Source organism: Amycolatopsis sp. NPDC050768 (assembly GCF_040654155.1).
In the GTDB taxonomy this organism is placed as follows: Bacteria; Actinomycetota; Actinomycetes; order Mycobacteriales; family Pseudonocardiaceae; genus Amycolatopsis.
On record NZ_JBFAHL010000019.1, the window covers coordinates 191,999 to 218,303 of the forward strand.

24 protein-coding genes are annotated in these 26,305 nt (G+C 71.2%); 12 read left to right on the plus strand and 12 right to left on the minus strand.

Going from position 1 to position 26,305, the window contains the following annotated elements; genetic code table 11:
- The first annotated feature begins 13 nt into the window (after positions 1 to 13).
- From AB0H62_RS40570 to AB0H62_RS40610, 9 genes are all read left to right on the plus strand, one after another.
- On the plus strand, positions 14 to 475 hold the full coding sequence (locus AB0H62_RS40570; protein ID WP_360591896.1) for a DUF664 domain-containing protein: 462 nt from the start codon (positions 14 to 16) through the stop codon (positions 473 to 475).
- A 33-nt stretch (positions 476 to 508) separates the two neighbouring features.
- Positions 509 to 934 carry an Ohr family peroxiredoxin gene (locus tag AB0H62_RS40575; protein ID WP_360591897.1) on the plus strand — a complete coding sequence of 142 codons (426 nt, stop codon included), beginning with the start codon at positions 509 to 511 and terminating at the stop codon, positions 932 to 934.
- Between the two features lie 29 nt (positions 935 to 963).
- Complete coding sequence (locus tag AB0H62_RS40580) at positions 964 to 1,974, plus strand: alpha/beta hydrolase (protein ID WP_360591898.1); 1,011 nt, start codon at positions 964 to 966, stop codon at positions 1,972 to 1,974.
- Between the two features lie 56 nt (positions 1,975 to 2,030).
- Positions 2,031 to 3,047, plus strand: a complete 1,017-nt coding sequence (locus tag AB0H62_RS40585; RefSeq protein ID WP_220239205.1) for a helix-turn-helix domain-containing protein — start codon at positions 2,031 to 2,033, stop codon at positions 3,045 to 3,047.
- A gap of 110 nt (positions 3,048 to 3,157) precedes the next feature.
- Positions 3,158 to 3,463: an antibiotic biosynthesis monooxygenase gene (locus AB0H62_RS40590; protein WP_266118395.1), complete on the plus strand. Its 306-nt coding sequence runs from the start codon at positions 3,158 to 3,160 to the stop codon at positions 3,461 to 3,463.
- 37 nt (positions 3,464 to 3,500) lie between these two features.
- Positions 3,501 to 4,436 (plus strand): polysaccharide deacetylase family protein, encoded by a 936-nt coding sequence (locus tag AB0H62_RS40595; RefSeq protein ID WP_360591899.1) that lies wholly within the window; start codon positions 3,501 to 3,503, stop codon positions 4,434 to 4,436.
- Positions 4,437 to 4,499: 63 nt separating this feature from the next.
- Positions 4,500 to 5,357: an alpha/beta hydrolase gene (locus AB0H62_RS40600; protein WP_360591900.1), complete on the plus strand. Its 858-nt coding sequence runs from the start codon at positions 4,500 to 4,502 to the stop codon at positions 5,355 to 5,357.
- A gap of 66 nt (positions 5,358 to 5,423) precedes the next feature.
- On the plus strand, positions 5,424 to 5,885 hold the full coding sequence (locus tag AB0H62_RS40605; protein ID WP_360591901.1) for a hypothetical protein: 462 nt from the start codon (positions 5,424 to 5,426) through the stop codon (positions 5,883 to 5,885).
- 38 nt (positions 5,886 to 5,923) lie between these two features.
- Complete coding sequence (locus tag AB0H62_RS40610) at positions 5,924 to 6,895, plus strand: zinc-dependent alcohol dehydrogenase family protein (protein ID WP_360591902.1); 972 nt, start codon at positions 5,924 to 5,926, stop codon at positions 6,893 to 6,895.
- Here the strand turns inward: AB0H62_RS40610 and AB0H62_RS40615 are convergent.
- From AB0H62_RS40615 to hpnC, 8 genes are all read right to left on the minus strand, one after another.
- A complete protein-coding gene (locus tag AB0H62_RS40615; RefSeq protein WP_360591903.1) occupies positions 6,882 to 10,037 on the minus strand; it encodes an NACHT domain-containing protein in 3,156 nt (1,051 codons plus the stop codon). The genes AB0H62_RS40610 and AB0H62_RS40615 overlap by 14 nt on opposite strands.
- Positions 10,038 to 10,166: 129 nt before the next feature.
- Positions 10,167 to 11,168: an adenosyl-hopene transferase HpnH gene (gene hpnH / locus AB0H62_RS40620; protein WP_220239211.1), complete on the minus strand. Its 1,002-nt coding sequence runs from the start codon at positions 11,166 to 11,168 to the stop codon at positions 10,167 to 10,169.
- A gap of 3 nt (positions 11,169 to 11,171) precedes the next feature.
- Positions 11,172 to 12,644 carry a 4-hydroxy-3-methylbut-2-enyl diphosphate reductase gene (gene ispH, locus AB0H62_RS40625; RefSeq protein WP_360591904.1) on the minus strand — a complete coding sequence of 491 codons (1,473 nt, stop codon included), beginning with the start codon at positions 12,642 to 12,644 and terminating at the stop codon, positions 11,172 to 11,174.
- Entirely contained in the window at positions 12,641 to 14,563 is a 1,923-nt protein-coding gene (gene shc / locus AB0H62_RS40630; protein ID WP_220239212.1) for a squalene--hopene cyclase, read from the minus strand. The genes ispH and shc overlap by 4 nt, the downstream gene beginning before the upstream one ends.
- Positions 14,564 to 15,613 carry a polyprenyl synthetase family protein gene (locus tag AB0H62_RS40635; protein ID WP_360591905.1) on the minus strand — a complete coding sequence of 350 codons (1,050 nt, stop codon included), beginning with the start codon at positions 15,611 to 15,613 and terminating at the stop codon, positions 14,564 to 14,566.
- The gene (hpnE, locus tag AB0H62_RS40640) at positions 15,610 to 16,962 is read right to left on the minus strand and encodes a hydroxysqualene dehydroxylase HpnE (protein ID WP_220239214.1); all 1,353 of its coding nucleotides are present in this window, start codon (positions 16,960 to 16,962) and stop codon (positions 15,610 to 15,612) included. The genes AB0H62_RS40635 and hpnE overlap by 4 nt, the downstream gene beginning before the upstream one ends.
- Positions 16,959 to 17,816 carry a presqualene diphosphate synthase HpnD gene (gene hpnD, locus AB0H62_RS40645; RefSeq protein ID WP_220239215.1) on the minus strand — a complete coding sequence of 286 codons (858 nt, stop codon included), beginning with the start codon at positions 17,814 to 17,816 and terminating at the stop codon, positions 16,959 to 16,961. Before hpnD ends, hpnE begins: the two co-directional genes overlap by 4 nt.
- Positions 17,813 to 18,688, minus strand: coding sequence for a squalene synthase HpnC (gene hpnC, locus AB0H62_RS40650; protein ID WP_220239216.1), 876 nt, complete (start codon positions 18,686 to 18,688; stop codon positions 17,813 to 17,815). The genes hpnD and hpnC overlap by 4 nt, the downstream gene beginning before the upstream one ends.
- A 154-nt stretch (positions 18,689 to 18,842) precedes the next feature.
- Here hpnC and AB0H62_RS40655 point away from each other — a divergent pair, with 154 nt between their 5' ends.
- Positions 18,843 to 20,039 (plus strand): helix-turn-helix domain-containing protein, encoded by a 1,197-nt coding sequence (locus AB0H62_RS40655; RefSeq protein ID WP_220239217.1) that lies wholly within the window; start codon positions 18,843 to 18,845, stop codon positions 20,037 to 20,039.
- A gap of 160 nt (positions 20,040 to 20,199) precedes the next feature.
- Here AB0H62_RS40655 and AB0H62_RS40660 read toward each other — a convergent pair whose 3' ends face one another.
- The gene (locus AB0H62_RS40660; protein WP_220239218.1) at positions 20,200 to 20,958 is read right to left on the minus strand and encodes an SDR family NAD(P)-dependent oxidoreductase; all 759 of its coding nucleotides are present in this window, start codon (positions 20,956 to 20,958) and stop codon (positions 20,200 to 20,202) included.
- Complete coding sequence (locus AB0H62_RS40665) at positions 20,958 to 21,611, minus strand: VC0807 family protein (protein ID WP_360591906.1); 654 nt, start codon at positions 21,609 to 21,611, stop codon at positions 20,958 to 20,960. The genes AB0H62_RS40660 and AB0H62_RS40665 overlap by 1 nt, the downstream gene beginning before the upstream one ends.
- Before the next feature lie 115 nt (positions 21,612 to 21,726).
- Here AB0H62_RS40665 and AB0H62_RS40670 point away from each other — a divergent pair, with 115 nt between their 5' ends.
- Positions 21,727 to 22,695 (plus strand): DMT family transporter, encoded by a 969-nt coding sequence (locus tag AB0H62_RS40670; protein ID WP_360591907.1) that lies wholly within the window; start codon positions 21,727 to 21,729, stop codon positions 22,693 to 22,695.
- Positions 22,696 to 22,705: 10 nt separating this feature from the next.
- Entirely contained in the window at positions 22,706 to 25,156 is a 2,451-nt protein-coding gene (locus tag AB0H62_RS40675; protein WP_360591908.1) for a WS/DGAT domain-containing protein, read from the plus strand.
- 4 nt (positions 25,157 to 25,160) lie between these two features.
- Here AB0H62_RS40675 and AB0H62_RS40680 read toward each other — a convergent pair whose 3' ends face one another.
- Together AB0H62_RS40680 and AB0H62_RS40685 are read right to left on the minus strand one after the other, a co-directional pair.
- A complete protein-coding gene (locus AB0H62_RS40680) occupies positions 25,161 to 25,925 on the minus strand; it encodes a DUF427 domain-containing protein (RefSeq protein ID WP_220239220.1) in 765 nt (254 codons plus the stop codon).
- Between the two features lie 155 nt (positions 25,926 to 26,080).
- On the minus strand, positions 26,081 to 26,305 hold a 225-nt coding region (locus AB0H62_RS40685; RefSeq protein WP_360591909.1), incomplete at its 5' end, for a peptide-methionine (S)-S-oxide reductase.

Sequence of the window (26,305 nt, forward strand, 5' to 3'; positions counted from 1 at the left end):
CGGGGGAGTACCTGTGATCACCACCGGCCAGTACCTGCACGTCGTCACCCGGGCGCTGACCGGCATGGCGGCCGTCGTCGAGCAGCTCGGCGACGACCTGGCCAACACCCGCCTCGAGCTACCCGGCGCCAACACGCCATACGCGGTGCTCAACCACTGTCTCGGCGCCACGGCCTACTGGGCCGGCGAGGTCGTCTCCGGCCGCGCCGCTCACCGCGACCGCGACGCCGAGTTCACCGCCGCCGGCCCGGTCGCGCCGCTGCTCGACCGCGTGCGCAAGACCGTGCGGCAGCTCAAGAAAGACGTGACCCGCGCGGACCCGCACGCGACCGTGCCCGCCGCGCTGGCCGGCTTCGGCGACCCACTCGACGCCGGCGGCGCGCTGCTGCACCTGTGCGCCGATCTCGTCCAGCACCACGGCCAGCTCGAAATCCTGCGCGACGTCCTGCTCGCGCAAACCCGCACCGCCGCCTGACCCCCGAAGTTCTGTCGAGAAAGGACAGTTGCCATGACTGAAACCACCTACACCGCGGTCGTCACCGCTACCGGCGAGGGCCGCAACGGCGGGCGCGCCACCGCCACCGACGGTTCGCTCGACGTCACCCTCGCCATCCCGAAGGAGCTCGGCGGCAACGGCGGCGCGACCAACCCGGAGCAGCTGCTCGGCGCCGGCTGGGCCACGTGTTTCCTCGGCGCGGTGAAGATCGTTGCCGCGCAGAAGAAGGTAAAGCTCGCCGACCTCGCCGTGGTCGCCGACATCACCCTGCACAACGAGTCGGCCGACTTCTGGCTCAGCGCCGCCCTGCACCTCGAAGTGTCCGGTGTGGACCAGGCGACCGCCGAAGAGCTGGGTCACGCCGCGCACCAGATCTGCCCGTACTCGAAGGCGACCCGCGGCAACGTCGAGGTCACTATCGACGCGACCGTCGCCTGACGGTGCGCACGACGGACGAGGAGCACACCATGATCTCCCGGCGGGCGTTCGGGAAGGCTGTGGGAGCGGGGGCGGTCGTCGCCTCGCTCCCGGCCTTCTCCTCGGAGGCCTCGGCCACCCCGGCCGTGGCCTCCGGGCTGGGCCCGGTCCGCCACGTGCGCACCGACCTGCTCGACCTCGCCTACCACGAGGTCGGCCCGGCCCGCGGCGACGTGGTGCTGCTCGGCCACGGCTGGCCGTACAGCCCGCACGCCTACGCCGAGGTCGCGCCCGCGCTGGCGGGCCGCGGCTACCGCGTGCTCGTGCCGTACCTGCGCGGTCACGGCGCCACCCGCTTCCGCGACGCCACGACGATGCGCTCCGGCCAGCAGGCCGCGCTCGGCGCGGACCTGATCGCGTTCCTCGACGCGCTCGGCGTCGAAAGCGCGGTGTTCGGCGGCTACGACTGGGGCGGGCGCGCCCTCGACGTCGCCGCGGCGCTGTGGCCGCGGCGGTGCCGCGCGCTGGTGTCGGTGAACAGCTACCTGATCCAGAACCTGGACCCGGGCGTGCTCGCGTCCTCCCCGGACGCGCCCGGCACCGAATCGGCGCACTGGTACTTCTACTTCTTCTTGACCGAGCGCGGCCACACGGCGCTGACGCGTTCGCGGCGTGACCTGGCGGAAGTGGTGTGGCGGCGCAACTCGCCGCAGTGGCGCTTCACGAGCGCCGACCTCGACATCGCGGCCGCCGCGATGGACAATCCGGACTACGTGGACGTCGTCATCCACAACTACCGCGTGCGCCAGGGCGCGGCGCCGGGCGATCCTCGTTACGCCGGCCTCGAGGCGCGGCTGCTGGCGCAGCCACCGATCACGGTGCCGGCGGTGACGCTCGACGGGCTCGCCGACGGCAGCTTCCCGGCGACCGACGGCACGGCGTCGGCGAAACATTTCACCGGCCCGCGCGTGCACCACCGCGTGCCCGGGGCTGGGCACAACCTGCCCCAGGAGAAGCCGCGCGCGTTCGTGGACGCCGTGTTCGAAGCGGTCCGGCTGTGACCCCGCTCGGCGGCGGGGCCCCGGCCTCCTGGGCACCCGCCGGATCAGGAGCAGTGATGCACCCCGCCAAGACGCCCGTCACCTCGCGCGGCCGCGCCAAGCACGTGATCGCGGTGCTGGTCGTGCCCGATTCCGTGGCTCTGGAGGTCACGGTGGTGCACCAGGTGTTCGGCCCGCGGATGGCGGCGATCGCCGAGCTGACCGGCGATGCCGACAGCGCGTACGAGGTGGTGCTGTGCGGCGAGGAGCCGCGCCAGGTGCTGTCTTCGGGTGTGGACTTCGGGGAGCTCGCGCCGCTGGAGACGCTGCTGACGGCCGACACGGTGATGGTGCCGGGTGTCGAGGAGCCGCTGGCGGAGCGGCCGCGGTCCGTGGTGCGGGCGTTGCGGGGCGCGGCGGACGCCGGCGCGCGCATGGTGTCGTTCTGCGGGGGCGCGTTCCTGCTGGCGCGGGCCGGGTTGCTGGACGGGCGCCGGGCGACCACGCACTGGCTGTTCACCGAGGAGTTCTGCCGGGAGTTCCCGCAGGTCAAGCTGGAGCCAGGCTGCTTGTACGTGGACGACGGCCGGGTGCACACATCCGGCGGGATCTTCTCGGCGACGGATCTCGCGTTGCACCTGCTGGCCGAGGATCTCGGCCAGGCCTATGCCGGCGATGTCGGGCGCCTGCTGGTGACGGCGCCGCGGCGGCCGGGTGGGCAGGCGCAGTTCGTGAAGGACTCGATCCGGATCGCCGGGGAGCCGGCGCTCGGTTCGTTCCTGGCGTGGCTGCGGGAGCACCTGCACGAGCCGTTGACGCTGGCCGGGCTGGCCTCGCAGGTGCACCTGAGCGAGCGGAGCCTGGTGCGGAAGTTCCGGCGGGCCACCGGGATGACGGTGTTCGACTGGATCAACCGCGAGCGCGTGGCGGCCGCCAAGGTGCTGCTGGAGACGACGGACCACCGGATCTCGGAGATCGCCGCGATGGTGGGGTTCGGCTCCGCGGAAACCCTGCGTCGTCACTTCGAACGCCAGGTCGGCACCACGGCGGGCAGCTACCGGGCCACCTTTCGCGCCACTCCGGCCGCGTCGTGACGAACCCGGCGCCGGGTGAGGCTCAACCTGGCGGGATCCGAGCTTTGGCCACGCTTCCCGCCAGCTAGCGTCGAAGAGCGGGCCACGGTGGCCCAGGCGAGGAGGAAACCATGCCGGCGTACGGATTTTTAGTCCAGTTCGAAGCGAAGACCGGGAAGGAGGACGACGTGGCGCAGTTCCTGACTGACGCGAAGTCCCTTGTGGACGCCGAACCGGGCACCTTGGCCTGGTTCAGCTTCCGCCTCGGGCCGTCGTCGTTCCGGATCTTCGACGCGTTCGAGACGGAGGAGGACCGCGAAGCCCACCTCCAGGGTGAGGTCCGACGGCAGATCGAGCTGCGCGGCGACGAGCTTTTCGCCGTGCCGCCCACGATCACACCGGTGGACCTGCTGGCCACGAAGCTCCCGCCGCACTGACCCTGCCGCGACGCGGCGGCCGTGCCACGCTGGGTTCGTGCCCGAACCCCGTGACCCGGCCACCGCGTCCCCGCGTGACTTCGTCGGCTACGGCCGGTACCCGCCGCGCGTGCGCTGGCCCGGCGACGCCAAGGTCGTGGTCAACGTCGTCGTGAACTACGAGGAGGGGGCCGAGTACTCGATCCCCGACGGCGACGGCCGCAACGACGGCTGGGGCGAGTACGCGTACGAGGTCGGCCCCGAGGTGCGTGACTTCGGCACGGAGACGCACTACGAGTTCGGCAGCCGCGTCGGGATCTGGCGGCTGGCGCGGATCTTCGACCGGTACTCGGTGCCGGTGAGCGTCGGCGCGTGCGCGGTGGCGCTGGAGCGCAACCCGGCCGTCGCGGAGTGGGTCCGCGAACGCGGCCACGACGTGATCGGCCACGGCTACCGCTGGCTCGACTACGCGCGGATGTCCGTCGACGACGAGCGTGACCACCTGCACCGCGCGATCGAGTCGCTGGAGCGGACGACGGGACAGCGGCCGCGCGGGTGGTACGTGCGGTCGTTCCCGAGCGAGCACACGCTCGACCTGCTCGTGGAGGAAGGCGGGTTTCTCTACGATTCGGATCCGTGCAACGACGAGCTGCCGTACTTTTCGGAGCGCGGGCTGCTGATCGTGCCGTATTCCAAGGTGTACAACGACACCCGCTACCTGCTGAGCCCGACCTACGGCTCGCCGGCGCAGTTCTTCGAGAGCCTGCGGCTCGCGCTCGACTACCTTTGCGAGGAAGCCGACGACGGCTTCGGGGCGCGGATGATGACCGTCGGGCTGCACCCGCGGTGGAGCGGTCAGGCCGGGCGCGCGGCGGCCGTGCGGGATTTCGTCCGGTATGCCACGGAGCAGCCGGGTGTCCGCTTCCTGCGGCGGCTCGACATCGCGCAGTGGTGGTCGGACCACCACCGGGACTGGGAGCCGATCGGGCCGTGACTGCCGGCCGTTACTGTCGGGCCGTGACTGTCCACAGTGGTCCTCGGTCGTTACGGTGTCCTCATGGTGGGTGACGCGAGGACGGTGTCGGTGCCGGTCGAGGGCGGGGCGCTGGCCGTGGAGGTGGTGGCCGCGGCTTCGGCGCCGGTGCTCGCCGTCCACGGGGTGACCAGCAACCGCCGGCTGTGGAACTGGCTGCGGGCCGAGGCGCCGGACCTGTCGCTGGTGATGCCGGACCTGCGTGGGCGCGCGGGCAGCTTCGCGGTCGCCGGCCCGTCTTCGTTGCGGCAGCACGCTTCGGACCTGGTCCGGGTGCTCGACGCGCTGGGCCACCCGGTGGTCGACGTGTGCGGGATGTCCCTGGGCGGGTTCGTCGCGGTGGAGCTCGCCACGCGCAGGCCGGACCGCGTGCGCGGGCTCGTGCTGGTCGACGGCGGATTCCCGATGGCCGTGCCCCCGGGCCTCACGCCCGAGACGGTGCCCGCCGCGTTCGTCCCGCAGCTGGAGCGCGTCTCGCGGCGCTGGGCGGACGTCGACGAGTACTTGGCCTATTTCACGCGCACCAACCCCTTGCTGGACGCCGCCGACCCGCTCCTGCGCGACTGCCTCGACCACGACCTGTCCGACGGCCGCGTCTTCCTCAGCCGCGAAGCCGTGCTGGCCGACGCGACCGACGTGTTCTTCGGCGAGTCGCGCTGGCAGGAGATCGCCGTGCCGACCGAGCTGGTGTGCGCCGAGTGGAGCTCGGGGGCGGGCACGCCGCCCGCGTACAGCGACGAGGCTCTGGCCGGTTTCCGTGCCGCCCTGCCCTCCCTGCGCCGCCCCCGGCGCATCACCGGCGCCGACCACGCGGCCACGATCATGACCCACTCGGGCGCGGCCGTCGTCGGTGCGGCGCTGCACGATCTGCTGGCCCGATAGAGCCGTTGTCGGGGTGGGTGTTTCTGCGGCGCTTGACAATTATGACGGTTGTCATAGCCTTCGGGGGTGGCCGATCCCTGGTTCTTCTCCCGCCTGTCACCCGGCGTCCGCATCGCCGGCACCATCCTCGACGGCGTACTCCGGGGCCCGGAAGCCGTGAAGGCGCAGGTCCGCGCCGTGGGGGCGGGCTACTCGGGCATGACGGTCCGCTGGCACCTCGACGCCGGGGACCGGCAGGTGGAGGAGTACACGGCCCAGGTCCGCGGGCACACCATCTTCGGCACCGGCACCTTCCACTTCGACGAACGCGGTGAGATCGACGAGATCGTGGTGAACCACCGTCCGCTAGGGGCGGCGCTGGGTCTGGCAGGGCTGGTCGGGGGTGATGTTGCGCCGGGGTTGGCGGTTTCCGGTCTTGGCGCTTCTGACGACGCGCCGGGTGCTGCTGTTGCCGCGAGCGGGGCGGGCTCGGCCGATTCCGAGGGCGGGGTTGCGCCTGGCGACCCGCCGTCCGCCGGTTCGCACTGATCCGTTCCTTCTGCCGACTTCCTGAGAGGACTTCCCCGATGGCCCGCCTTCTGTTGACCGAGTTCGGCGACCCCGCCACCTCCGTCCGCCTCGACGACACCCCGGCTCCGAAGCCCGGGCCGGACGACGTCGTGGTCGAGATGCTCGCCGCCCCGCTCAACCCCGCGGACTTCCTGCTGATGCGCGGCCTCTACGGCGTCCGCCCGGGGCTGCCCGCGCCCCTCGGCGCGGAGGGCGTGGGCCGGGTCGTCGAGGGCGATGCCGAGCTGGTGGGCAAGCGCGTGCTCATCCTGCCGACCATGGAACAGGGCCTGTGGGCGGACAAAGTGGTGCTCCCGCGGCGAAACGTGCTGCCGATGCGCGAGGACGCCGACGTCCTCCAGCTGTCCATGCTCGCCGTCAACCCCGCGACGGCTTACCAACTGCTGCGCCTGTACGGCCGGCTTGAGCCGGGTTCGTGGATCGCCCAGACCGCCGCGAACTCCGCCATGGGCCGCTACCTCATCACCCTGGCCCGGCGCGCCGGCCTGCGCACTCTGAACGTCGTCCGCCGCCCCGAAGCCGCCGCCGAAGTCCTCTCCGCGGGCGGCGACGCGGCTGTGGTCTCCGACGACAACCTCCGCGCCTCCCTGAAATCCGCCCTGGCCGGCGAGCGGCTGTCCCTGATCCTCGACGCCACCGGCGGCCCGGTCGTCAAGGACCTCACCCGCGCCCTCGAAGACGGCGGCACCGTCGTCACCTACGCCTTCCCCGAAGGCGCCCCGCGGATCTCCCCGGCCGACCTCGTCTTCCGCGGCATCACCCTCAGGGGCTTCTGGCTGATGAACTGGCTCCGCACCGCCACGGCCGCCGAGGTGACCACCTTGTACTCCGACTTGGCCGACCTGGTGGCCACCGGCGAGCTGACGGCGCCGGTCGAAGCGACGTACCGGCTGGAGAACTACGAGGAAGCCTTCGCGCACTCCCTGACCCGTGGTCGCCGAGGCAAGATCCTCTTCACCTTCGGTTGAGAGTGACGCCCGGGCCGAGTTTGTCGATACCTGTCGCGACAACGTCGGGCCCTAGCCAGATGGCGATCTTCAGATCGGCGAATGGGGCGAGGTTAACCTCGCCGCGAAAGTTGCGCAGGTTCAGAAAGCGCAGTGATCGGTGTTCGGTGAGCGGTGTGATGTCGATGTCCGACCGGCCGACAAACATCACGTGGCGAAGGTCTAGTGCTGCGAGCGCGCGCAGGTCAAGGTTCGAACACCCGTCGAATACGATGAATTCGGTGCCGCTCAACCTTGCTGCGGCTTTGGCTAGGGTCTTCGTGTCCGTTCTCGAGGAACATGTGAAGTCGGTGATCTTCGTTGGCTCGGCGACGTGATCTACCCAGGCGGACAGAGGATTATGCATCAAATGGATGCACTCCAGGGATGGCATGCCGGCTAGGAATGAGAAGTCTCGGACGTCGCTGGCGTTGTTGAGGTAGAGCTGCCGGACTCGGGTCAGCGCGGCGAGTCCGGAAAGTTCCCTTGGCCAGCCTCTGGTGAAATTGATGAACAGGTGGTCGAGATTGGTCAGGCGACTGAGTTCAGTCACTGTATCAGGAGCTATATCTGCAAGCAGAATCAATTTCTGCAGATGATGGAGTTGGCTAATTGTGTGGATTTCGTCGTTGACGGGGCCGAGGTCCCACAAGTTGACTCTTATTTGAGTGAGTTTGGTCAAATGGTGGAGAAATTTTATGGCCGCAGCAAAATCAATTTCGGTAAAACGCCTCTTGTCGAGAGTTAGGGGTGCATCCGTGAGCACCCTTCGAGTGTAGGTTTCCGGGTCGAAATACTTCCAGCTTGCCACTATTTCTTCTTGGACCTTCGCGCGTGGATCGGAGGCGTACCGCGCTAGCGCTTCGAGGGCTTCCGGGCCGTTAACCAAGGCTGCTGTGCGGACACAAGCCGCGGCTTGGGGTTCCGAAAGGTCCGCCAGGTGATCGGGAAGATAGTCTAAAATGGATTCGCCTACAGTGGCGAGTGAACGGCTTTCCCGTACACTGCGTGGTGGCGTCAAAATCCGCACAGCCAGATCGAGCCGACCCAGCACCTCCGGCGGAGCCAAGACCGCAGTCTCTCGACAGGCTGCCGCCAAAAGAAGCAACTGCCGGGCGTTCTTCGCCGATGCCGAAGCTGCCGAGTCCAAAATCCCCGACAACAACCGCCCCCGCTGATCAGGGCTCGCCTGCGCGCAGGCCATGAGTACCGTCTCGCGCCACAGGTCGGAGCGGGCGTGGCTCACCAAGAGGTCGATGCTGTCCCGATCCACCGCCTCACCGGCAGCCAGGAACTCCTGAAAGGTCCGGTGGATGAAGTCCACCCGACCGGCGACCGGCTGGCGGATCACCCCGCTGCGCTCAATCAGGTGGTCAAGGAGCACCTCGGCAGACTCCGAAACCCCGGGCATGCCCCGCAACCGCGACGAGATCCGCGCCAGAGCCTGCGCGCGTGACATCTCCGTCCGGCCGTTCTCGTTCAGCCACCAGGCCAAAGCCCGCAGCAAGGCGAGTTTCTCCGCCACCGTCGCCTGGATGTCATCACCGGCAGACACATTGCGGTCGGCGTCCCGGCGTTCCAGCAGCATCTCGAGGGCCGCGGAGTACAGGGCGAGGCGGTCGCGTGGCAAGCGTGCGCGGCGGTCGAGGTTCAGCGCGCACACCATCGCGCACAGCAGTGGACTGCGGGCCAAGGCCCGGAGGTGCGGCCGGGCCTGCAGCTGCGCCAAGAGGGCACGCTGGTGTTCCGGCACCTCCTCGGGGCGGCACGGCAGCAGGTCGGGCGCGGAGGTGGAGTCCAACAAAGCCGCGTGCCAGCGGCGGAGAAAGACAAGGACGTCGGCGGCACTCATGGGTTCCAGCACGACCGAGCGGAAGCCCTCGGCCAGCAGCCACTTCGACGTCACAGCGGTGGGACGGGAGGTCACGACGACGCGAATGTCGGGGTAGCCGGCGAGCAGGTCGCGCAGCCAGGTGCGGACGGCGGCCCGCCGGGTGGCGACGAGCTCGTCCACGCCGTCGACGAGCAGCAGTGCCTCGCCGGACTCGAGGCGGCGGTGCACCCACTCGCGAGGCGCCGGGCCCCACGGCGGCGAGCTCGGCTGGGTCAGGAGCTCGTCGCCGCGGGGCAACTGGCCGTCGGCGAAGTCGCGCAGCTTCACCAGGAACGGCACGCAGCCGTTCCAGCCCGCCAGCTGGTCGGTGAACGCCGAGCGGGCGGCGTTGACCGCCAGCCAGCGCAGCAGCGTGGACTTGCCGGCGCCGGCTTCGCCGCGGATCACGGTGAGGCGGCTGCCGCCCAACGCCGCCTCGACGCGGATGTTCTCCGTCGCCTGGCGGGCGCCCGGGTCTTGGCCCAGCCAGCCCGCTACGCCGCGGTCACGCGGGCGCCGCCCGGCGCGTTCGGCGTCCGCGGTCACCGTCAAGCTCAAGTACGCGACGCTGAGCGTGGTGCGTGGTTCGTAGGAGTGTGTGGTGAGCCCGATGACTTCCAGACGCTCGTAGGAGCGCACGACGCGGTCAAGGTACCGGTGGCGGAACTGCGCGTCGAAGTCCGTGCCCTCCGGTGCGCCGAGTTCGCGCGAAGGCAGCCGGTCGAGGACGCGGTCGATGCCGTCGAGCACGGCCCGCAGCCGGCGCAGCTGCTCCACGCCGACGGCGGCGTCGAACTCCGGCAGCTCCCTGACCAGGTGTGTCAGCACGACACAGGCGCGGTCCAGCCCGATCTCGAAGAGCCGCTCGGCCGGCGAAGACAGCGCGGCCCGCGCCACCGGCCACTGCGCGCGTACCGCCGAGGCCAGTGCCGAAGGGTCCAGATCGGCCGCGAACAAGCCGGTATCGGACAGGTCAGCCGCCAGCAACGCGTCCGCGACGGAGGCCAGCGCGGCCTCGCGCTCGTTCTCGGCCAGTCCGTGGGCGGCGTCGGTGAGGCCCGGCGTGAGCCGTTCCGCGACGTCGTCCTCGATGCTCGTCAGCGCGGCCAGCACGTCGCGTTCCTGGCGGCGCAGCGGGAACCGTGCCCGGACGAGTTGTGCGAGGTCACGGCCCCGCCGACTGCCTGCCTTCTTCTCGGCGAGCCACTGCAGGGCGATCTGCTTCGCCACAGCCTCGCCGACCTTCAGCACCGCGCTTTCGATGACCGTGACGCCCCCCTAGCCGGTTTCTGTGCCGGACAGTGTGGCACAAACCGATGGAGCGCAAGAAGAAAGCCGCAAGTCCCGAAAGACCTGCGGCTTCCTCCTAAACGCGAAACCTCAGTGCCCCACAGCCGCGCGCACCGACTCCTTCAGCGAGCCCAGCGTGGCGATCACCGCGGTCGGCTCATAGCCGCAGTGGGCCATGCAGTTGTCGCAGCGCGGATCCTTGCCGCGGCCGAAGGCGTTCCAGTCGGTGTCCTCGATGAGTTCCTTGTAGGTCTTCGCGTAGCCGTCGTCGAGGAGGTAGCACGGGCGCTGCCAGCCGAGCAGCGAGTAGGACGGGATGCCCCACGGCGTGCACTCGAGGTCGCGCTTGCCTTCGAGGAAGTCGAGGAACACCGGCGAGTGGTTGAGGCGCCAGCGTTTGCGGTTGCCGCCGCCGAAGGCTTTCGCGAAGAGCTCGCGGGTCTGGTTCACGCCGAGCCAGTGGTCCTGGTCCGGTGCCTTCTCGTAGGCGTACGCGGGCGAGATCTGCATGTTGTCGACACCCAGGTCGTTGAGGTAGTCGAGCACGTTGATCACGTCCTGCGAGGTGTCCCCGTTGAAGAACGTCGTGTTCGTCATCACCCGGAAGCCCTTTTCCTTGGCGAGCTTGATCGCCTCGACGGCCGCGGCGAACCCGCCCTCCTTGCGCACCGACGCGTCGTGGCGGTCTTCGAGGCCGTCGATGTGCACCATCCACGCGAAGTTGTGGTGGGGCTTGAACTTGTGGATGTGCTTGTGCAGCAGCAGGGCGTTGGTGCAGAGGAACACGATCTTGCGCCGGTCGAGCAGCTGCCGCACGATCTCGTCGATCTTCGGGTGCATCAGCGGCTCACCGCCGGCGATGGACACCATCGGCGCGCCGCTCTCCTCGATGGCGCCCACGGCCTGCTCGACCGGCATGCGCTGCTTGAGCAGGGTGTGCGGTTGCTCGATCTTGCCGCAGCCGGCGCACTTGAGGTTGCAGGCGAACAGCGGCTCAAGCTCGACCAGCAGCGGGAACTTTTCCTTGCGCAGCAGCTTCTGCTTCATCAGATAACCGCCCAGTCGCACGGACTGACGCAACGGCATGGCCATGGCTCAGAGCACCTCCCGAGGTAGGGTGAAAGTGATTTCTTCCTCCGTCAGCCGGTTTTCGGCGACGGTGACCGGCCCGAGTCCGCGCAGGCCCGCCACGACCTCGTCCACGAGGTGCGGCGGCGCCGAAGCGCCCGCGGTGAGGCCGATCCGGCCCGCGCCCGCCAAGCGGCGCAGGTCGATGTCCGAAACTCCGTCGACCAGCACGGCCGGCGTTCCCTCTCGCTCCGCGACTTCCACGAGCCGGCGCGAGTTGGACGAGTTGACCGAGCCCACCACCAGCACGAGGTCGACCTCGCGCGCGATCGCCCGCAGCGCCTGCTGCCGGTTGGTGGTGGCGTAGCAGATGTCGTCCTTGCGGGGCGCCGACAACCCGGGAAAACGCGAGCGCAGCACGGACGCGATCTCCTCGGCCTCGTCGAGCGCCAGCGTGGTCTGCATGGTGTACGCGACACCCTGAGCGGCGGGCACGGTCACGGTGCGGGCCGCCGCGACGTCCTCCACCACGACGACCGAACCGGGAGCCTCCCCGACTGTGCCTTCCACTTCTTCGTGCTCGGCGTGCCCGATGAGGAACACCGTGTCGCCGCGCCCGCTGTAGCGGCGCACCTCGTTGTGCACCTTGGTCACCAGCGGGCACGTCGCGTCGATCACCGACAGGCCGCGATCGGCCGCGTCGCGCCGCACCGCCGGGGTCACGCCGTGGGCGGCGAACACGAGCGTCGCGCCCTCCGGCACTTCCCCGACCTCGTCGACGAACACCGCGCCGCGCTCCTGCAATTGCCGCACCACGTGGGTGTTGTGCACGATCTGGCGCCGCACGTACACCGGCGCGCCGTGCTTGGCCAACGCGCGGTCCACGATGTCGATCGCCCGCTCCACGCCGGCGCAGAACGACCGCGGGCTCGCCATCAGCAGCTGCCGCGCCCCGGTCGCCGCCGCCCACGCCGTGAGCGCGGGCACGGCCGCCCGCAGGCTGCGCAGCCCGGCCAGGCCGTGGGCAACCGTGCCGGGCCGCACCAGCGGCGCGCCGACCGTGTCCACAATGGACCGTACGACGGCGAACGGCTGCCCGGCAGCGGCCAGCCGGTGTGACTCCATGTCGACCGCCAGCGCACCCGACGAGGCCAGCGCGTCGCGTTCCCGTTCCCCCACCACGTGGTCGACCCCGAGCACCGGTCCGAGGTGGACCGTCAACCCGAGCCGCCGCAACGCACCGGCCAGCAGGGGGGCGGACGGCACCTCGACCACCCCGTCCGGCCCGCGCACCTCGTCGGCCACCACCACGTCACCCGGGCGCACGCGCGCCGCGAGACCACCGCCGATCCCGGCGACCACGCGAGGACCCACGGGCAACCGGGCCGCGGTGGCCGCCGCCCGCCGCGGACCCAGGCCGGTGCGCACCACCGGCAGCCCGGCCCCGCGCAACGCGGCCCGCTCGATCCGCAGCGGCGCGCACAGCACGGCCGGTCTCACGAGGAGCTCCGCACGTACCGGCCCAGCGCCGACAGCGGGAACACGACGCGGTAGAGGTGGTACGACAGGTAGAAATCGCCGGGGAAGCCCGTGCCGGTGTGGAAGTCCTCGTCCCAGCCGCCGTCTGCGCGCTGCTGCTCGCACAGCCATGCCACGCCCTCCGTCGTCGCGGCGGAGTCCCGCTCGCCGGCGGCCAGCAGCGCGAGCAGCGCCCACGCGGTCTGCGACGGCGTCGACTCGCCGCGGCCCGACCACTTCCCCGGGTCGTCGTAGGAGCGCAGGTCCTCGCCCCAGCCGCCGTTGGGGTTCTGGTGCTCGGTCAGGTACCGCACGGCGCGGCGGATCCGGACGTCCGAGGCCGGCATCCCGGCGAGGACCAGCGCGGGCACGACCGCGCCCGTGCCGTACACGTAGTTCGCGCCCCACCGGCCGAACCACGAACCGTCGGCCTCCTGGTTGTCCAGCAACCACTTCACGCCACGGCGGCATTCGGTCGTGTCCGCCTTGCCCTCGGCCGCCAGCATCTCCACGACGTGCGCGGTGACGTCCGCCGACGGCGGGTCGATCACGGCACCGAAGTCGCAGAACGGCAGCTTCGTGGCGAGCACCTGCGTGTTGTCCGCGTCGAACGCGCCCCAGCCGCCGTCGCTGGACTGCATGCCTTCGAGCCACTTCACGCTGCGGTCGATCGCCCCGCGGATGCGCAGGTGGTCGGGCCGGCCCATGCGCCGCAGCGCCAGCACCACCTCGGCGGTGTCGTCGGTGTCGGGGTAACCGTCGTTGGCGAACTCGAACGCGAACCCGCCCGGCGCGAGCGACGGGCGGCGCACCATCCAGTCGCCCGGCACGGTGATCTCCTCGCCCAGCATCCACTCCGTCGCGCGCACCAGCGTCTCGTCGCCGGGGGAGACGCCCGCGTCGAGCAGCGCGGTCATCGCGAGCGCGGTATCCCACACCGGCGACTGGCACGCCTCGAGCCGGCGCACCCAGCCCTGTTCGGTCTCCTCGCGGACGGTGAAGTCTTCGAGACCTTCGAGGCCGGCTTTGAGCGCGGGGTGGTCGAGCGAATAGCCGAGCAGGTGCAGCGCGAGGATCGAGTACACCCACGGCGGCTGGATGCCGCCCCACGAGCCGTCGGACTCCTGGCGCGCCAGGATCCACTCGGCGGCCTGGCGCATCGCGACCTTGCGCACCGGGTTGAACGGCAGCTTCGCATACGTGTGCAGCGCGGTGTCGAGGTTCTGGAACACCCCGTCCCACGTCCACGGCGCCGCGGACTTCTTCGGGCTCTCACCGACGCGCAGTTCGGCCACGTCGAACGGCAGCTTTCGCTTCGGCCGCAGCGTGCCGACGATCGTGAGCGGCACGATGGTCTGGCGTGCCCAGCACGCGAAGTCGTAGACGTTGAGCGGAAACCACGACGGCAGGAAGATCAGCTCCGGTGGCAGGTTCGGCAGGTCGGCCCACGACCACTGCCCGAACATCGCGAGCCAGATCCGCGTGAACACGCGGGTGCTCTCCAGACCGCCGTGCGCGCGGATCCAGCCGGCCGCCTCGACGAGCCACGGCGCGTGGGCCGGGTCACCGGCCAGCCGCAGGGCGACCCACGCCTCCACGGTGGTCGACAAGTCGGCCGGGCCGCCGGGGAAGTTGGCCCACGTGCCGTCGTCCCTTTGCTGCGATCGGATCCAGCGCGCCGACTCTTCTTTCTGCTGTTCGGTGAGAATGCCGAGGAACTGGCGCAGCAGCAGGTCTTCGGCGTCCATCGTGACGTTGGTGGAGAGCTCACCCTTCCACCAGCCGGCCGCGTCCTGCTCGCCGCGCAGGAACTCGATCCCGGCGGCGAGGGTTTCTTCCGGAGTACGCGAGCGTTCGCGCGGGGTGTCCGAAGTGGACGTCCCGGGGACGGTCTGCGTCATTCACGCCTCCCTGTGCACGATGAAGCGTGCGATGCCGATGAGCTCTTCGCGCGGCCCTTCGGGGATCGCAGACAGCGCGCGCTCGGCCGTACCGACGCGCCGCGCGGCCTCGGCCGTGGCCCACTCGCGGCCGCCGGCCGACTCCACGAGCGCCGCGACGCGCGCCAGCTCGGTCTCGTCGGCAACACCGCCCGTTTCCTCGCCCGCGAGCCACTCCGCGAGCTCGCGGCCTTTCGCACCCCCGTGGGTGATCGAGTAGGTGACGGGCAGCGACTTCTTGCGCGCCCGCAGATCGGAGTACACGGGCTTGCCGGTCACGGCCGCGTCGCCCCAGATGCCGAGCACGTCGTCCACGAGCTGGAACGCCAGCCCGACCTCTTCGCCGAACACCGCGAGTGCGTCGACGGTCTCGGCGGGCGCGCCGGCGAGCACGGCGCCGATCGCGGCGCTGCAGGACAGCAGCGCGCCGGTCTTGCCGCGGGCCATGGTGACGCACTCGGGGAGTGTCACGTCGTCGCGCTGCTCGAACTGGACGTCGAGCACCTGGCCGTGGATGAGCCGGCGCGTGGTCTCCGACAGCAGCCGCGCGGCGGGGATCGCGTGCGGGGAATCGCTGTCCAACACCGCTTCCTGCGCGAGCGCGAGCATCGCGTCGCCGGTGAGGATGGCGGCCGGCGCACCCCACAGCGCCCACACGGTGGGGCGGTGGCGGCGTTCGGTGTCGCCGTCCATGAGGTCGTCGTGGACGAGCGAGAAGTTGTGCACCAGCTCGACGGCGACGGCTCCGGGCACGCCGGTCTCGGCGGGCGCGCCGGCGGCCAGCGCCGAGAGCACCGCGAGCGCGGACCGCACGGCCTTGCCGCCGTTGCCGCTCACCGGCGTGCCGTCGGCGTCGGTCCAGCCGAGGTGGTACGCGCTGATCGCGCGGCTGGTCTCGTCCAACCGGCCGACGGCCTCGCGCAGCGCGGGCTGCACGGCGTACCGGGTGCGGCCGAGTGCTGCCGGCACCGCAGGGGCCGCCTCGGCGGCGGGTCGCATGGTGGCGGTCATGCTCCGACTCCCTCCTTCTCCTCGTGCACGTTCTTCTCGAGCAGGGCGGTCGCCGCGGCCGCACCGCTGCGGGCAGCGCCCTCCATCGTCGCGGGCCAGCCGGTGGCGGTCCACGCCCCGGCCAGGTAAAGCCCCCGCGCGGACGTCTCCGCGCCCGGGCGCAGCGAGGCCGTGCCCGGGCCGGGCCGGAACGTCGCGTGCCGTTCCCTGGTCACGAAGAAATCCAGCACCTGCGCGCCGCGAGCTTCGGGCAGCAGGCTGGTGAGCTCCGGCAGCAGGCGCTCGCGCAACGTCGCGGTAGGCAGGTCGATCAGGTCGTCGGCGGCCGAGAGCGACATCGCCAGGTATTGCCCCGATTCGAGGCCCGATTGGCGCGTGCGGTCGAAGACCCACTGCACCGGCGTGCGCACACCGGCCACGAACGGCTCGTCCAGCACGCGGCGGTCGAGCACCACGTGGACGTTCACGATCGGCGAGCTGCCCAGCCCGCCCGACCAGCCGGTCGGCAACGGGATCGCGCCCGGCGGCGCGAGTTTCTCCGTGACGGGCGGGGGCGCGGCGAGCACGACGTGGGCGAAGGTGGCCTCGCCGTCGTCGGTGCGCACGCGCCAGCCGCCGGCCGTCTGCTCGATGCCGCGCACCTTCGTGCCGGTCCGCACGTCGGCGCCGGCCGTGGTGAGCGCGTCGAGCGCCGCGTCGCCGTGCAGCTCACGCAACGGCACGAGCGACCAGCCGATGTCGGCCGCCGCCGGGTCGGTGAGCAGGCCCTCCTGGAACACCGTTGCCGCGAGGGCCAGCGACGCTTCGTCGGCCGTCGCGTTGAGCGTCGCGACCCCGACGAGGTCCCACAGCGCCTCGATCGCGGCGGCACTTTGCCCGTGGCGGCGCAGCCATTCGCCGAACGACTGCCGGTCGGTGCGGTCGTCGGCGGGATCGACGCGGCGCAACGCGAGCGCTGCCAGCGCGAAGCGCGCGCGGTCGAGCGGGCGCAGCGGGTCGTAGCGCAGCAGGGACGCGGCCAGGTGCAGTGGCGCGGGCAGGTCGCCGCGGCGCAGCCACGTCGACTCCGTCGAACCCGGCGTGCGGATCGGGATCTCCAGGCGCGGCTGCAGCATCACGCGGTCGGTGACGCCGAGGCGGTCCAGCAGCGCGAGGTAGGCGGTGCAGCAGCGGAGAAACACGTGCTGGCCGTTGTCCACGTGCAGCTCGCCGCGCGTGAATGAGTGCGTGAGCCCGCCCAGGTGCGGCCGGGCCTCGAACAGCGTCACCGGGCGCCCGGCGTCGGCGCAGCGCAGCGCGGTGGCGATGCCCGCGAGCCCGCCGCCGACGACCGCGACCTCGGAGGTCATCGGCCGATCCCCGTGAGCGCCCGAACCGCGACAACCGCCTTTTCCCTGCCGGACAAGGAAAGCCTGCGGTCGAACACGAGCGAGGGCTGCTCGTCGATGCGGTCGAGCAGCGTGCGGTAGATCCCGGACATCGCCGTGCAGCACGCGGCGCTGCGGCGGTCGAGCGAGGGCACGAGCTTCAGGCCGCGGGCGTACCAGTCGCGGGCGCGCGCGGCGCTGAAGTGGACCAGCGCGGTCAGCCCGCCGCCGTCGTCGGCCAGCCGGCCGTCCTCGCCGACTTTCAGCTCCACGCCGAACCGGTCGAGGTCTTCCTTGGGCAGGTACACGCGCCCGTTGAGGAGGTCTTCGCGGATGTCGCGCAGGATGTTGGTCTGCTGCAACGCGATCCCGAGCTCGTCGGCATACGTCGGTGCCTCGGGCTCCGGCTTGCTGCCGAACACACCGAGGCACAGCCGCCCGACCGAACCGGCGACGCACCGGCAGTACTCGACGAGGTCCTCGAACCGCACGTACTCGCGGCCGGTCACGTCCATCTCCACGCCGTCGAGCAGCTCATCGAACGCGCCGAGCGGGATCGGGTACCGCCGTGCCGCGTCGGCCAGCGCGACGTACACCGGGTCGGTGCTGGCGGACAGGTCGCCGAGCGACTTGCGGATGTCGGCCAGGCCCTGCAGCTTCGCCTCGGGCGCGAGATCGCCGTCGCCGATGTCGTCGACGATCCGGGCCAGCGCGTAGACCGCGCACAGCGCCGAGCGCTTGTCGGGCGGCAGCAGCCGGATCCCGTAGTAGAAGTTGCGCGCTTGCTCCTTGGTGACCAGCGCGCAGTGCTCGTACGCCTCTTCGACCGTGCTCATCCCGACCGCCTCCCCGTTCTGGGCTCACCCACCTGCAGCCACACGAGCCACGCCAGCACACCCGCTTTGCCCGGCTTGGCCTGCGTGGCGAGCACGTCTCCGTTCGTCTCCCTCAGCGCGTCGACGGTCGCCAGCCCGCCGGCCACGAACCCGCTCACGGCCAGCCGGCCCCAGCCGGACAAGAGCCCGACCAGACCAGCGCCGCTGCCCAGAAGGGCCGCGGCGCGGTCGATCTCGAAGCGCATCAGCTCTCTCAGCCGGCGCGACGCCCGCGCCGCGCCGAGCTCGTCTTCGGTGACGCGAAAGGCCGCGAGGTCCTCTTGCGGCAGGTAGATCCGGCCGTTGCCGTGGTCCTCGGCCACGTCCTGCCAGTGCTCCAGCAGCTGCAACGCGGTGCACACGCGGTCCGAGAGCTTCTCGGCCTCGGGGTCGTGCACGTCGAACAGCCGCAGCACGATCCGGCCCACCGGGTCGGCCGACAGCCGGCAGTACGCGCGGAGGTCGTCGTACGTCGCGTACCGCGTCACGCGCTGGTCCTGCAGATTGGCCTCGACCAGCCGGCGGAACGGTGCGAACTCCACCCGCCCCGCGTGCATCGCCGGCACCAGGCCGCGGATCGCGGGGTCGGTGGGATCGGCGCCGTCGAAGGCGGCCGAGAGCTCGTCGCCGAACGCCTTCAGCAGCGCGACGCGGTCGCCTTCGGCTTCGTCGCCGAGGTCGTCGATCGTGCGCGCGACGGCGTACACGGCCTGCAGATCCGACCGCAGCCGCCGGGGCAGCACTCGGAGCGCGACCGGGAAGTTCTCCGCATGCCGCTTCTCCCGCAGACCGTCCGTGTCCGCTGCGTGACCGCCAGGTGAAGTCGATCTCATTGAACACAGTCTGACTCGCACGGATGGGCGGCTTCTGCGACCGGAAGAAGAATTTTGCTGGCTTCGACTTGGCACGAGCGGACAAAGTGGGGTGAGGATAAGGCGGACCGAACCCGTAGACCTGCTACCTGCTACGGAAGGACGAGCTGCGCACATGGGATCAGACCAGGTGACCCGTCTGGGTGAGCTGGAGACCGTCGTGACCAGGCGACTCCCTGCCATTCTGAACGAGGTTCGTGATCAGCTCGTCGAGCAGCACCCCGACTACGCTGCGTTCCTCACCGAAGAGCTGGCGGAGATAGTGACCGCCAGCGCCGGGTTCGTGCGCCGGCTCATCAACCTCGCCGAACAGCCGGACGAGGACCTGCCCGAGCTCGGCTCGGGCGTCGAGCAAGTGGTGTTCGAGGAGATCGGGCGGACGCAGTACCGCCAGGGCCGGCGCGTGACGAGCCTGCTCTCGGCCTACCGCGTGGGCGCGCGGGTCGCGTGGCGCCACGTGTCGGAGGCCGCGCTGGACCTCGAGGTGCCGGCGGAGCTGTTCGCCTCGCTCGCCACCACGGTGTTCGCGCTGGTGGACCAGCTGTCGGAGTCCTCGCTCAAGGGTTACCTGCAGGAGCAGTCCGACGCCGTTCGCATGCGCGAGCGGCTGCGCGACGAGCTGACCGAGCTGCTGCTGTCCGACCGCGCCGACGGGGCGGCGGTGCAGGCCGCCGCGCTTCGGGCGGAGTGGCGGCTGCCGCGTTCGGCCACGGTGGTGCTGGTGGAGGACGAGAACCAGCTGGGCCGTGAGCTCGTGGCGCGGCTCGACGACACCTGCCTGCGGCTTCGCCGGCCGGGCCAGTTCGTGACGATCGTGCCGGACCCGGGCGGCCCGGGCCGGCGCGCGTGGCTGGCCCGGGCGCTGCGCGGCGGCGGCGCGGTGGTCGGCGCGACCGTGCCCGTCGACCGGCTCCCGGCGAGCCTGCGGATCGCGGAGGTGACGGCTCGGCTGCGCCGCGACCGCCTGCTGTCCGACGACCCCGTGTTCGCCGACGAGCACCTCGACGCGATCATCGTGCACCGCGACGACCGGCTGCTGGAGGTCCTGCGCAAGCGATCGCTGGCGCCGCTGGACGACCTCAACGACTCCTCGCGCGAGCGCCTGCAGACCACGCTCCGCTCGTGGCTGCTGCACCTCGGCGACCGCAAGGCCGTGGCCGAGGACCTGCACATCCACCCGCAGACGGTGTCCTACCGCCTCGGCCGCCTGCACGAGCTGTTCGGGCCCGCGCTCGACGACCCGGAGGCCAGGGCGACGTTGCTGCTGGCCCTGGCCTGGGGTCCGCCGGGAGGGCAGCCCGACCCGGAATGACGTGCCCGGTGCCACACGGCGCGCGCGGAATAAGGGTTGCCCTCAGAATGGTTAGCAGGGCTAAGTTTGTTGACGGCGGTGCCAGACTACGGGCAGGGAGACGCTTGGTCACATGACTCGGTGCGAGGGAGGTGCCGTGCTCGGTCTGTGCGGGAAGCGGTCAGCTTTCGGCGCCGAACCGCGTCGCCAGCGCGCGGTACGCACCGGGCACCGCGCCACGGAGCGCGACCGGCACGCGCAGCCAGCGGGGCACGTAGTAGTCACCGGGCCGGTGCGTCGCGCGCACGACCGCGGCGGCCACACGCTGTGCGGACACCGGCCGTGGGGTCGTGCGGGTGTAGGGCCGGCCGCGGCGCTCGAAGAACGCGGTGCGCACCACGCCGGGCACGACCACGCCGACGTCCACACCCGTGCCGTGCAGCTCGAAGCGGAGGCTGTCGGCGAACGCGTCGAGCCCGGACTTGGTCGCCGCGTACACGGCTTCGCCCGCGACGCCGGTGCGTCCGGCGATCGACGTCACGAACACGATCCGGCCGTGGCCTCGCGCCAGCATGCCGGGCAGCAGCGCGCGGGTGAGCTGGAGCGGCGCGGTCAGGTTCACGGTGACCAGCCGCGCGAGGAGCTCGGGGGAGAGCTCGGGCAGGGGACCGGCCCAGCCGAGGCCCGCGTTGTTCACGAGCGTGTCGACGTGGCCGGTGACGGCCAGCGCGCGTTCGGCCAGTTTGCCCGCGGCTTCGGGGTCCGCGAGGTCGGCTTCGAGGGCGGTGCCGCCGGTTTCCGCGGCGAGCGCGGCCAGGCGCTCGCGGTCGCGTCCGTGCAGCAGAACGTGGGTTCCCGCGGCGGCGAGCAGCCGCGCGGTGGCCTCGCCGATTCCCGAGGACGCGCCGGTGACCAGCGCTGTGCCGCGGGGAGCGGGCATCAGACGGTGGTGAGCGCGGGCTTGCGCGAGGCCATCCGCAGGACGATGCCCTCCGAACGCAGCGAGCGCCGGAACCACAGCAACGAGCCGACGATCGCCAGCGCGACCAGGCTGTACGAGCCCGCGGTGCTGACCATGAGGAAGTTGCCGACGGTCGCCTTCGCGAGCATCACCAGCGTCACGGAACCGTTCACGGCGAACACCAGCGCCCACAGCACCGACACGCGCTGGAAGAAGCGCCGCATGCCGGGGTGGCCCGACAGCGTGTCCGGGAACGAGCAGAAGTCACCGGCCAGCCGCGCGAGCAACGGCTTGTTGAACGGCGCGGACACGAGGAACAGGCTGGCGATAACGAAGTTCTGTAGGGTCGGCTGCAGGAAATACAGGAAGGCGCTGCCGGTGGCCAGGCCCAATGCGGTCCGGACGATCAGCAGCGCGGAGGTGAGCCACAGGACCGCAGGGACGGGCTTTCGCATCACCAGGCGCGTCACGATGACGACGACCGACCAGCACAGCGCGGCGATGACTCCGCTGTCGAAGCTGACCAGAGTCAGGAGGAGGTAGAAGAGGCCGGCAGGTACGAGCGTGGACTCCAGCAGATGCCGACCCCCGCCCACGACCAAGTTGCGGAACGAGGGGAGGTCGACCGTCATGTGGTGTCGCATGCGTTTCAAATACCTCCGGTGCGGGTGACCATCCCCCTCACGGCCCACGAATTTTTCAACAGCATAGGCACGGCGGATGGGAATGGTGTGAGGTGAGTATTCCATGAGTGTCACGGGGGTGTCGCTTTTCGTGGCCGTCCCTGCCGCGGTGCTGGGCGCGGCGTGCATGGGGATCGCCAGCGCCGCCCAGGCAAAGGCGGCCAAAGAGGTCGAGCCGGCGAACCCGCTTGATCTCACGTTGTTCAGGCGCCTCGTCGGTCGACCATTGTGGCTCATCGGCATCGTGGCGACCGTACTGGGGCTCGTCTTGCAGCTCGTCGCGCTCGCGTTCGGGCCGTTGCTGCTGGTCCAGCCGCTGCTCATCACGTCGTTGATCTTCGCCGGGTTCGTGTTCGCGCGGCTCGAGCGAAGAGGCCCCGACCGGGTGATGAGCGCGGGCTCGGCGTTGTGCGTCGCCGGACTCGCGGTGTTCCTGCTGATCGCGCGCCCCAGCGGCAACGGCGACGTGCTCATCACCGGGACCTCGCTGCTCCCGCTCGGCATCGCGCTCGCCGCGGTGACCATCGCGGGTCTCGCGCTCGCCGCGCTCAGCCGCTCCGGCTCCGGGCGCGTGCTCGGGCTGGCCGTGGCCACGGGCGTGCTCTACGGCCTGACCGCCGGCCTGATGAAGGTCGTCGCCGGGCAGTTCCGCCAGGGCCTGGACGAACCGTTCAAGCACTGGACGCTCTACATCGTCTGCGTGGTCGGCCCGCTCGGGTTCCTGCTCAGCCAGAACACCTTCCAGCAGGGCCGCTACCTGACGCCGGCGCTGGCCGTGATCACGGCGCTCGACCCGCTCGTGGGGGTCGCGATCGGGCTGTCCTGGATGGGGGAGAGCGCCAACGGCACGCCGTGGGGGCTCGCCGGCGAGGCGTTCGCCGGTGCGGTGATCGTGGTCGGCATCGCGATGCTCTCGACCCGCGCGGCTCACCTGGACGTGGCCGCGATCGAGGAAGAACACGAACACGCCGAGGCCGAGCACGCCGGGTCGGACCCCGACGACGGGTACGGTCTGGCCGGATCCACCTGTTAGGAAACAGCTGGTGACCGCCGCTCGCGGCACCTCTGGCGAAGGGGGCGCGTTGGAGCGCGTGCTGATCGTCTCCGCGAACATGGGGGAAGGGCACAACGCCACCGGACGGGCGCTGGAGGGCGCCGTGCGGGAGCGCTGGCCCGCGGCCGAGGTGAAATGGCTCGACGCCCTCGACCAGCTCGGGCCAGGTTTCGGGGGCCTGTTCCGCCGCATCTACGTGGCCAACGTCGAGACCACCCCGTGGCTGTACGAGTTCTTCTACGACGCCATCTGGCGCCTCGCGTGGTTCGCGGCGGCGTCGAAGCGCTTCACCGCGTCCTGGTGCGGACGCCGCCTCGCGAAACCGGTGGCGGACTTCGCGCCGGACCTCGTGTTGTCCACCTATCCGATGGGCACGGCCGGGCTGGCGTGGCTGCGCCGGCGCGGGAAGCTGAAGGTGCCGATCGGCGCGTGGGTTTCGGACTTCGCCCCGCACCCGTTCTGGGTCTACGGCTCGGCCGACCTCACGATGGTGATGCACGAAGTCGCCGTGGGCCTGGCGCGCCGCTGCGCGCCCTCGGCCGCGCTGGGGGTGTCGGCGCCGCCGGTGCGCGCCGAGTTCCGGCCCGGCGACCGCGCGGGCGCGCGTCAGCGGCTGGGCTTGCCGCCGGAAGCGTTCGTGGCCTTGGTTTCGTGCGGCTCGCTCGGGTTCGGCGACGTCGAGGGCACGGCGCGTGAGCTGCTCGCCGCCGGGCCCGAGGTCGTGCCCGTGGCGATCTGTGGTCGCAACGAGGCGTTGCAGCACCGGCTCGAACGTCTCGACGAGCCGCGCCTGCGGGTCGTCGGCTGGACCGACCGGATGGCCGACTACACGATCGCCTCCGACGTCGTGGTGACCAACGCCGGTGGCGCGACCGGGCTGGAAGCCCTGGCGTGCGGGCGGCCCGTGCTCATGCACCGGCCCATCGCCGCGCACGGCAAGGCCAACGCCCGGCTGATGGCCGAGGCCGGTCTCGCGCTCGTGACGGAAAAGGACGGTGAGCTCACCGGCTCCGTCCGCACGCTGCTCGCCGAACCGGAGCGGCTCAAGGCGATGGCGGAGGCGGCCACGCGCCACTGTGATTCGGCCACGTCGCTCACGGCGGCGCTCGAGTCGCTCGTGGGCTCGCCGCTCAACCCGGCGCCGCAGCGGCTGCGGCCCGAAGACGCGTTGTTCCTCCACGTCGCGACCCCGCAGGTGCCGCAGCAGGTCGGCGCGGTGCTGATGCTCGACCCGAAGGCCGACGGTTCCCGCCCCACGCACGCGGACGCCGTCCACCTGCTCTCCGCGACGCCCGGCCTGCGCGCGCGGCTCCTGCCGGGCGGTGGCCTGTGGCGAGCGAAGTGGCAGGAGGACCCGGCGCGCACGGCCGACGGCATCCTCGGCGGCGTCGAGCTGCCGGCGGGCAGCGAGCTCGAATCCTCGCTCACCGCGCAGATGGACGACTTCTTCTCCGAGCCCGTCTCCCCGGAACACCCGGTGCGCGCGCGGCTCGTGACGGGCCTCGAGGGTGAGCAGGGCGCGTTGCTCATCGCCCTGCACCACGCGGCGAGCGACGGCATCGCGGTGATCGGCGCCCTCGTCGGGCAGGCCCGCGGCAAACCACCGCTGGACCCGCCGCCGGCGCCGGTGCGCCGCGGCCGGCTGCGTGGGGCGGCCGACCGCGTCTCGGCCGCGGCGCGGAAACGGCCTGGGCGCAGGAAGGAAGCCGAAGAGCTGGCCCGCGGCATCTGGGCGCTCGCGCGGGCGGGAACGGCGCCGCGCGTGCGGTGGGAGACCGAGATTTCGGGCCCGCGACGGCATTACGCGCGTGCCCACCTGTCGGCGCCGCAGGTGCGGGCGGCCGCGCGCAAGGTCGGCGTGCCGACCACGGACTTCGTGCTCGCGCTCGTCGCGGAAGCCGTGCACCAGGAGCTGGGCGCGGCCGCTCCGGAGCGGGTGCGGGTGCTGATCCCGATGTCCATTCGCGACACCGGCACGTTCCGCCAGCTGGGCAACCACACGGGGGCCGCGAGCGTCGACCTGCCGACCGGCGCGATGTCGCTGGCCGAACGTGTGCGCGCGACGCGGGAGCTGCTGGCCGAGCAGGTGACCCGGGGCGCGCCCCGGGCGGGCAACGCCGTGGTGCGCGTGATCGGCATCCTGCCGCCGTGGCTGCACCGGCGCGTGGCGCGGCTGGTCTACCGCGGCACTTGGTTCAGCATGATCGCCTCGGTGCTGCCGGGCGCGCGTTCGCCGGTGGTGCTCAACGGTTCCCTCGTGCGCACCGTCTACCCCGTGCTGTCGCTGGCGCCGGACGTGCCGGTGGCGGTGGGCGTGATGACGTGGGCCGACCGGTTCACCGTGTGCGTGACGGTGCCCGCCGGCCACGCCGCGCGAGGCGACCGGCTGGCGGGCACCGTGAGATCGGCGTTCGCCCGGTTGCAGTCCGAAGTGGACTGACCCGTCAGGAGAAGTGCGTGGTCGGCCGGGGGATCTCCTGGCCGTCGACGAAGAGGTCGACCTTCTCGTTGTAGAAGCAGATCAGGTTGGAGATCGCGCTGAGCGAGCGCGTGGGGAAGTCGTAGGACCAGGCCAGGTCCTGGTGCACCACGTCGCCGACGCGCACGGACCAGTAGCCGGTGGTGGTGCCCTTGTACGGGCACTCGGTGACGGTGCCGGTGGGCACGAGGTGGGAGAAGTCCACCTCGGTGCGGTTGAGGTAGTACCGCGTGGGCAGGCCGGTTTCGAACAGCAGCACCGGAGACGACGACTCGGCGAGCGTCCGGCCTTCCAGTGCGACGCGCACGTGCCGGGTGGAGCGCAGAGCGTCGACGCGCGCGTACGGGTTGCGCGGGTGGACGAACACCTGCTCGTCCTCCTCGAACCACGCGTCGAGGGCGGCCCACTCGAACCGGACGTGGTCCGCGAGCCCCGCGGTGGCGTCCTCACCGTAGAGGCGCGCGGCCGCGGTCTTGACCTCGTCGCCCGCCTTGAGGGTCTGGCGGCGCGCGGTGCCGCGCTTGAGGTGCTGCGGGTGGTTCTCGTCCACGAGCACGCCGGGCGTCACGTCGGCGGCCGGGATGTAGTACTGCGGGTAGTACGGCCACTCCCACACGTACAGCGCGCGGGTGGTGTCGAGCACCGTCTCGCCGCCGAGCACGGCGCGGATCCGCCGGGGCACGGGCTCGACGTGGTCGATCGGGGTGATCGCGTCCGGGTAGTCGCGCATCGGGATCTCCTCGGTTCGGCCGGGCCGTTGTCCGGTGTGACAGCTCCGGCTGCGCTGGGACTGGGGCGCTGAAAAAGAGGCGCTGGAACCAGGCGTTGAAACTGGGGCGCTGAAAAACGCGCGGCGCGCGGACGTGGGTCCGCGCGCCGTCGTGATCAGGCCGTCGCCCGCTTGGGCAGCTTCCACCCGGGGCGGGGGAAGTGGCAGGTGTAGCCGTTCGGATAGGTCTGCAGGTAGTTCTGGTGCTCGGGCTCGGCCTGCCAGAAGTCACCGGCGGGGGTGACTTCGGTGACGACCTTGCCGGGCCAGAGGCCGGAGGCCTCGACGTCGGCGATGGTGTCTTCGGCGACCTTCTTCTGCTCGTCGTTGGTGAAGTAGAT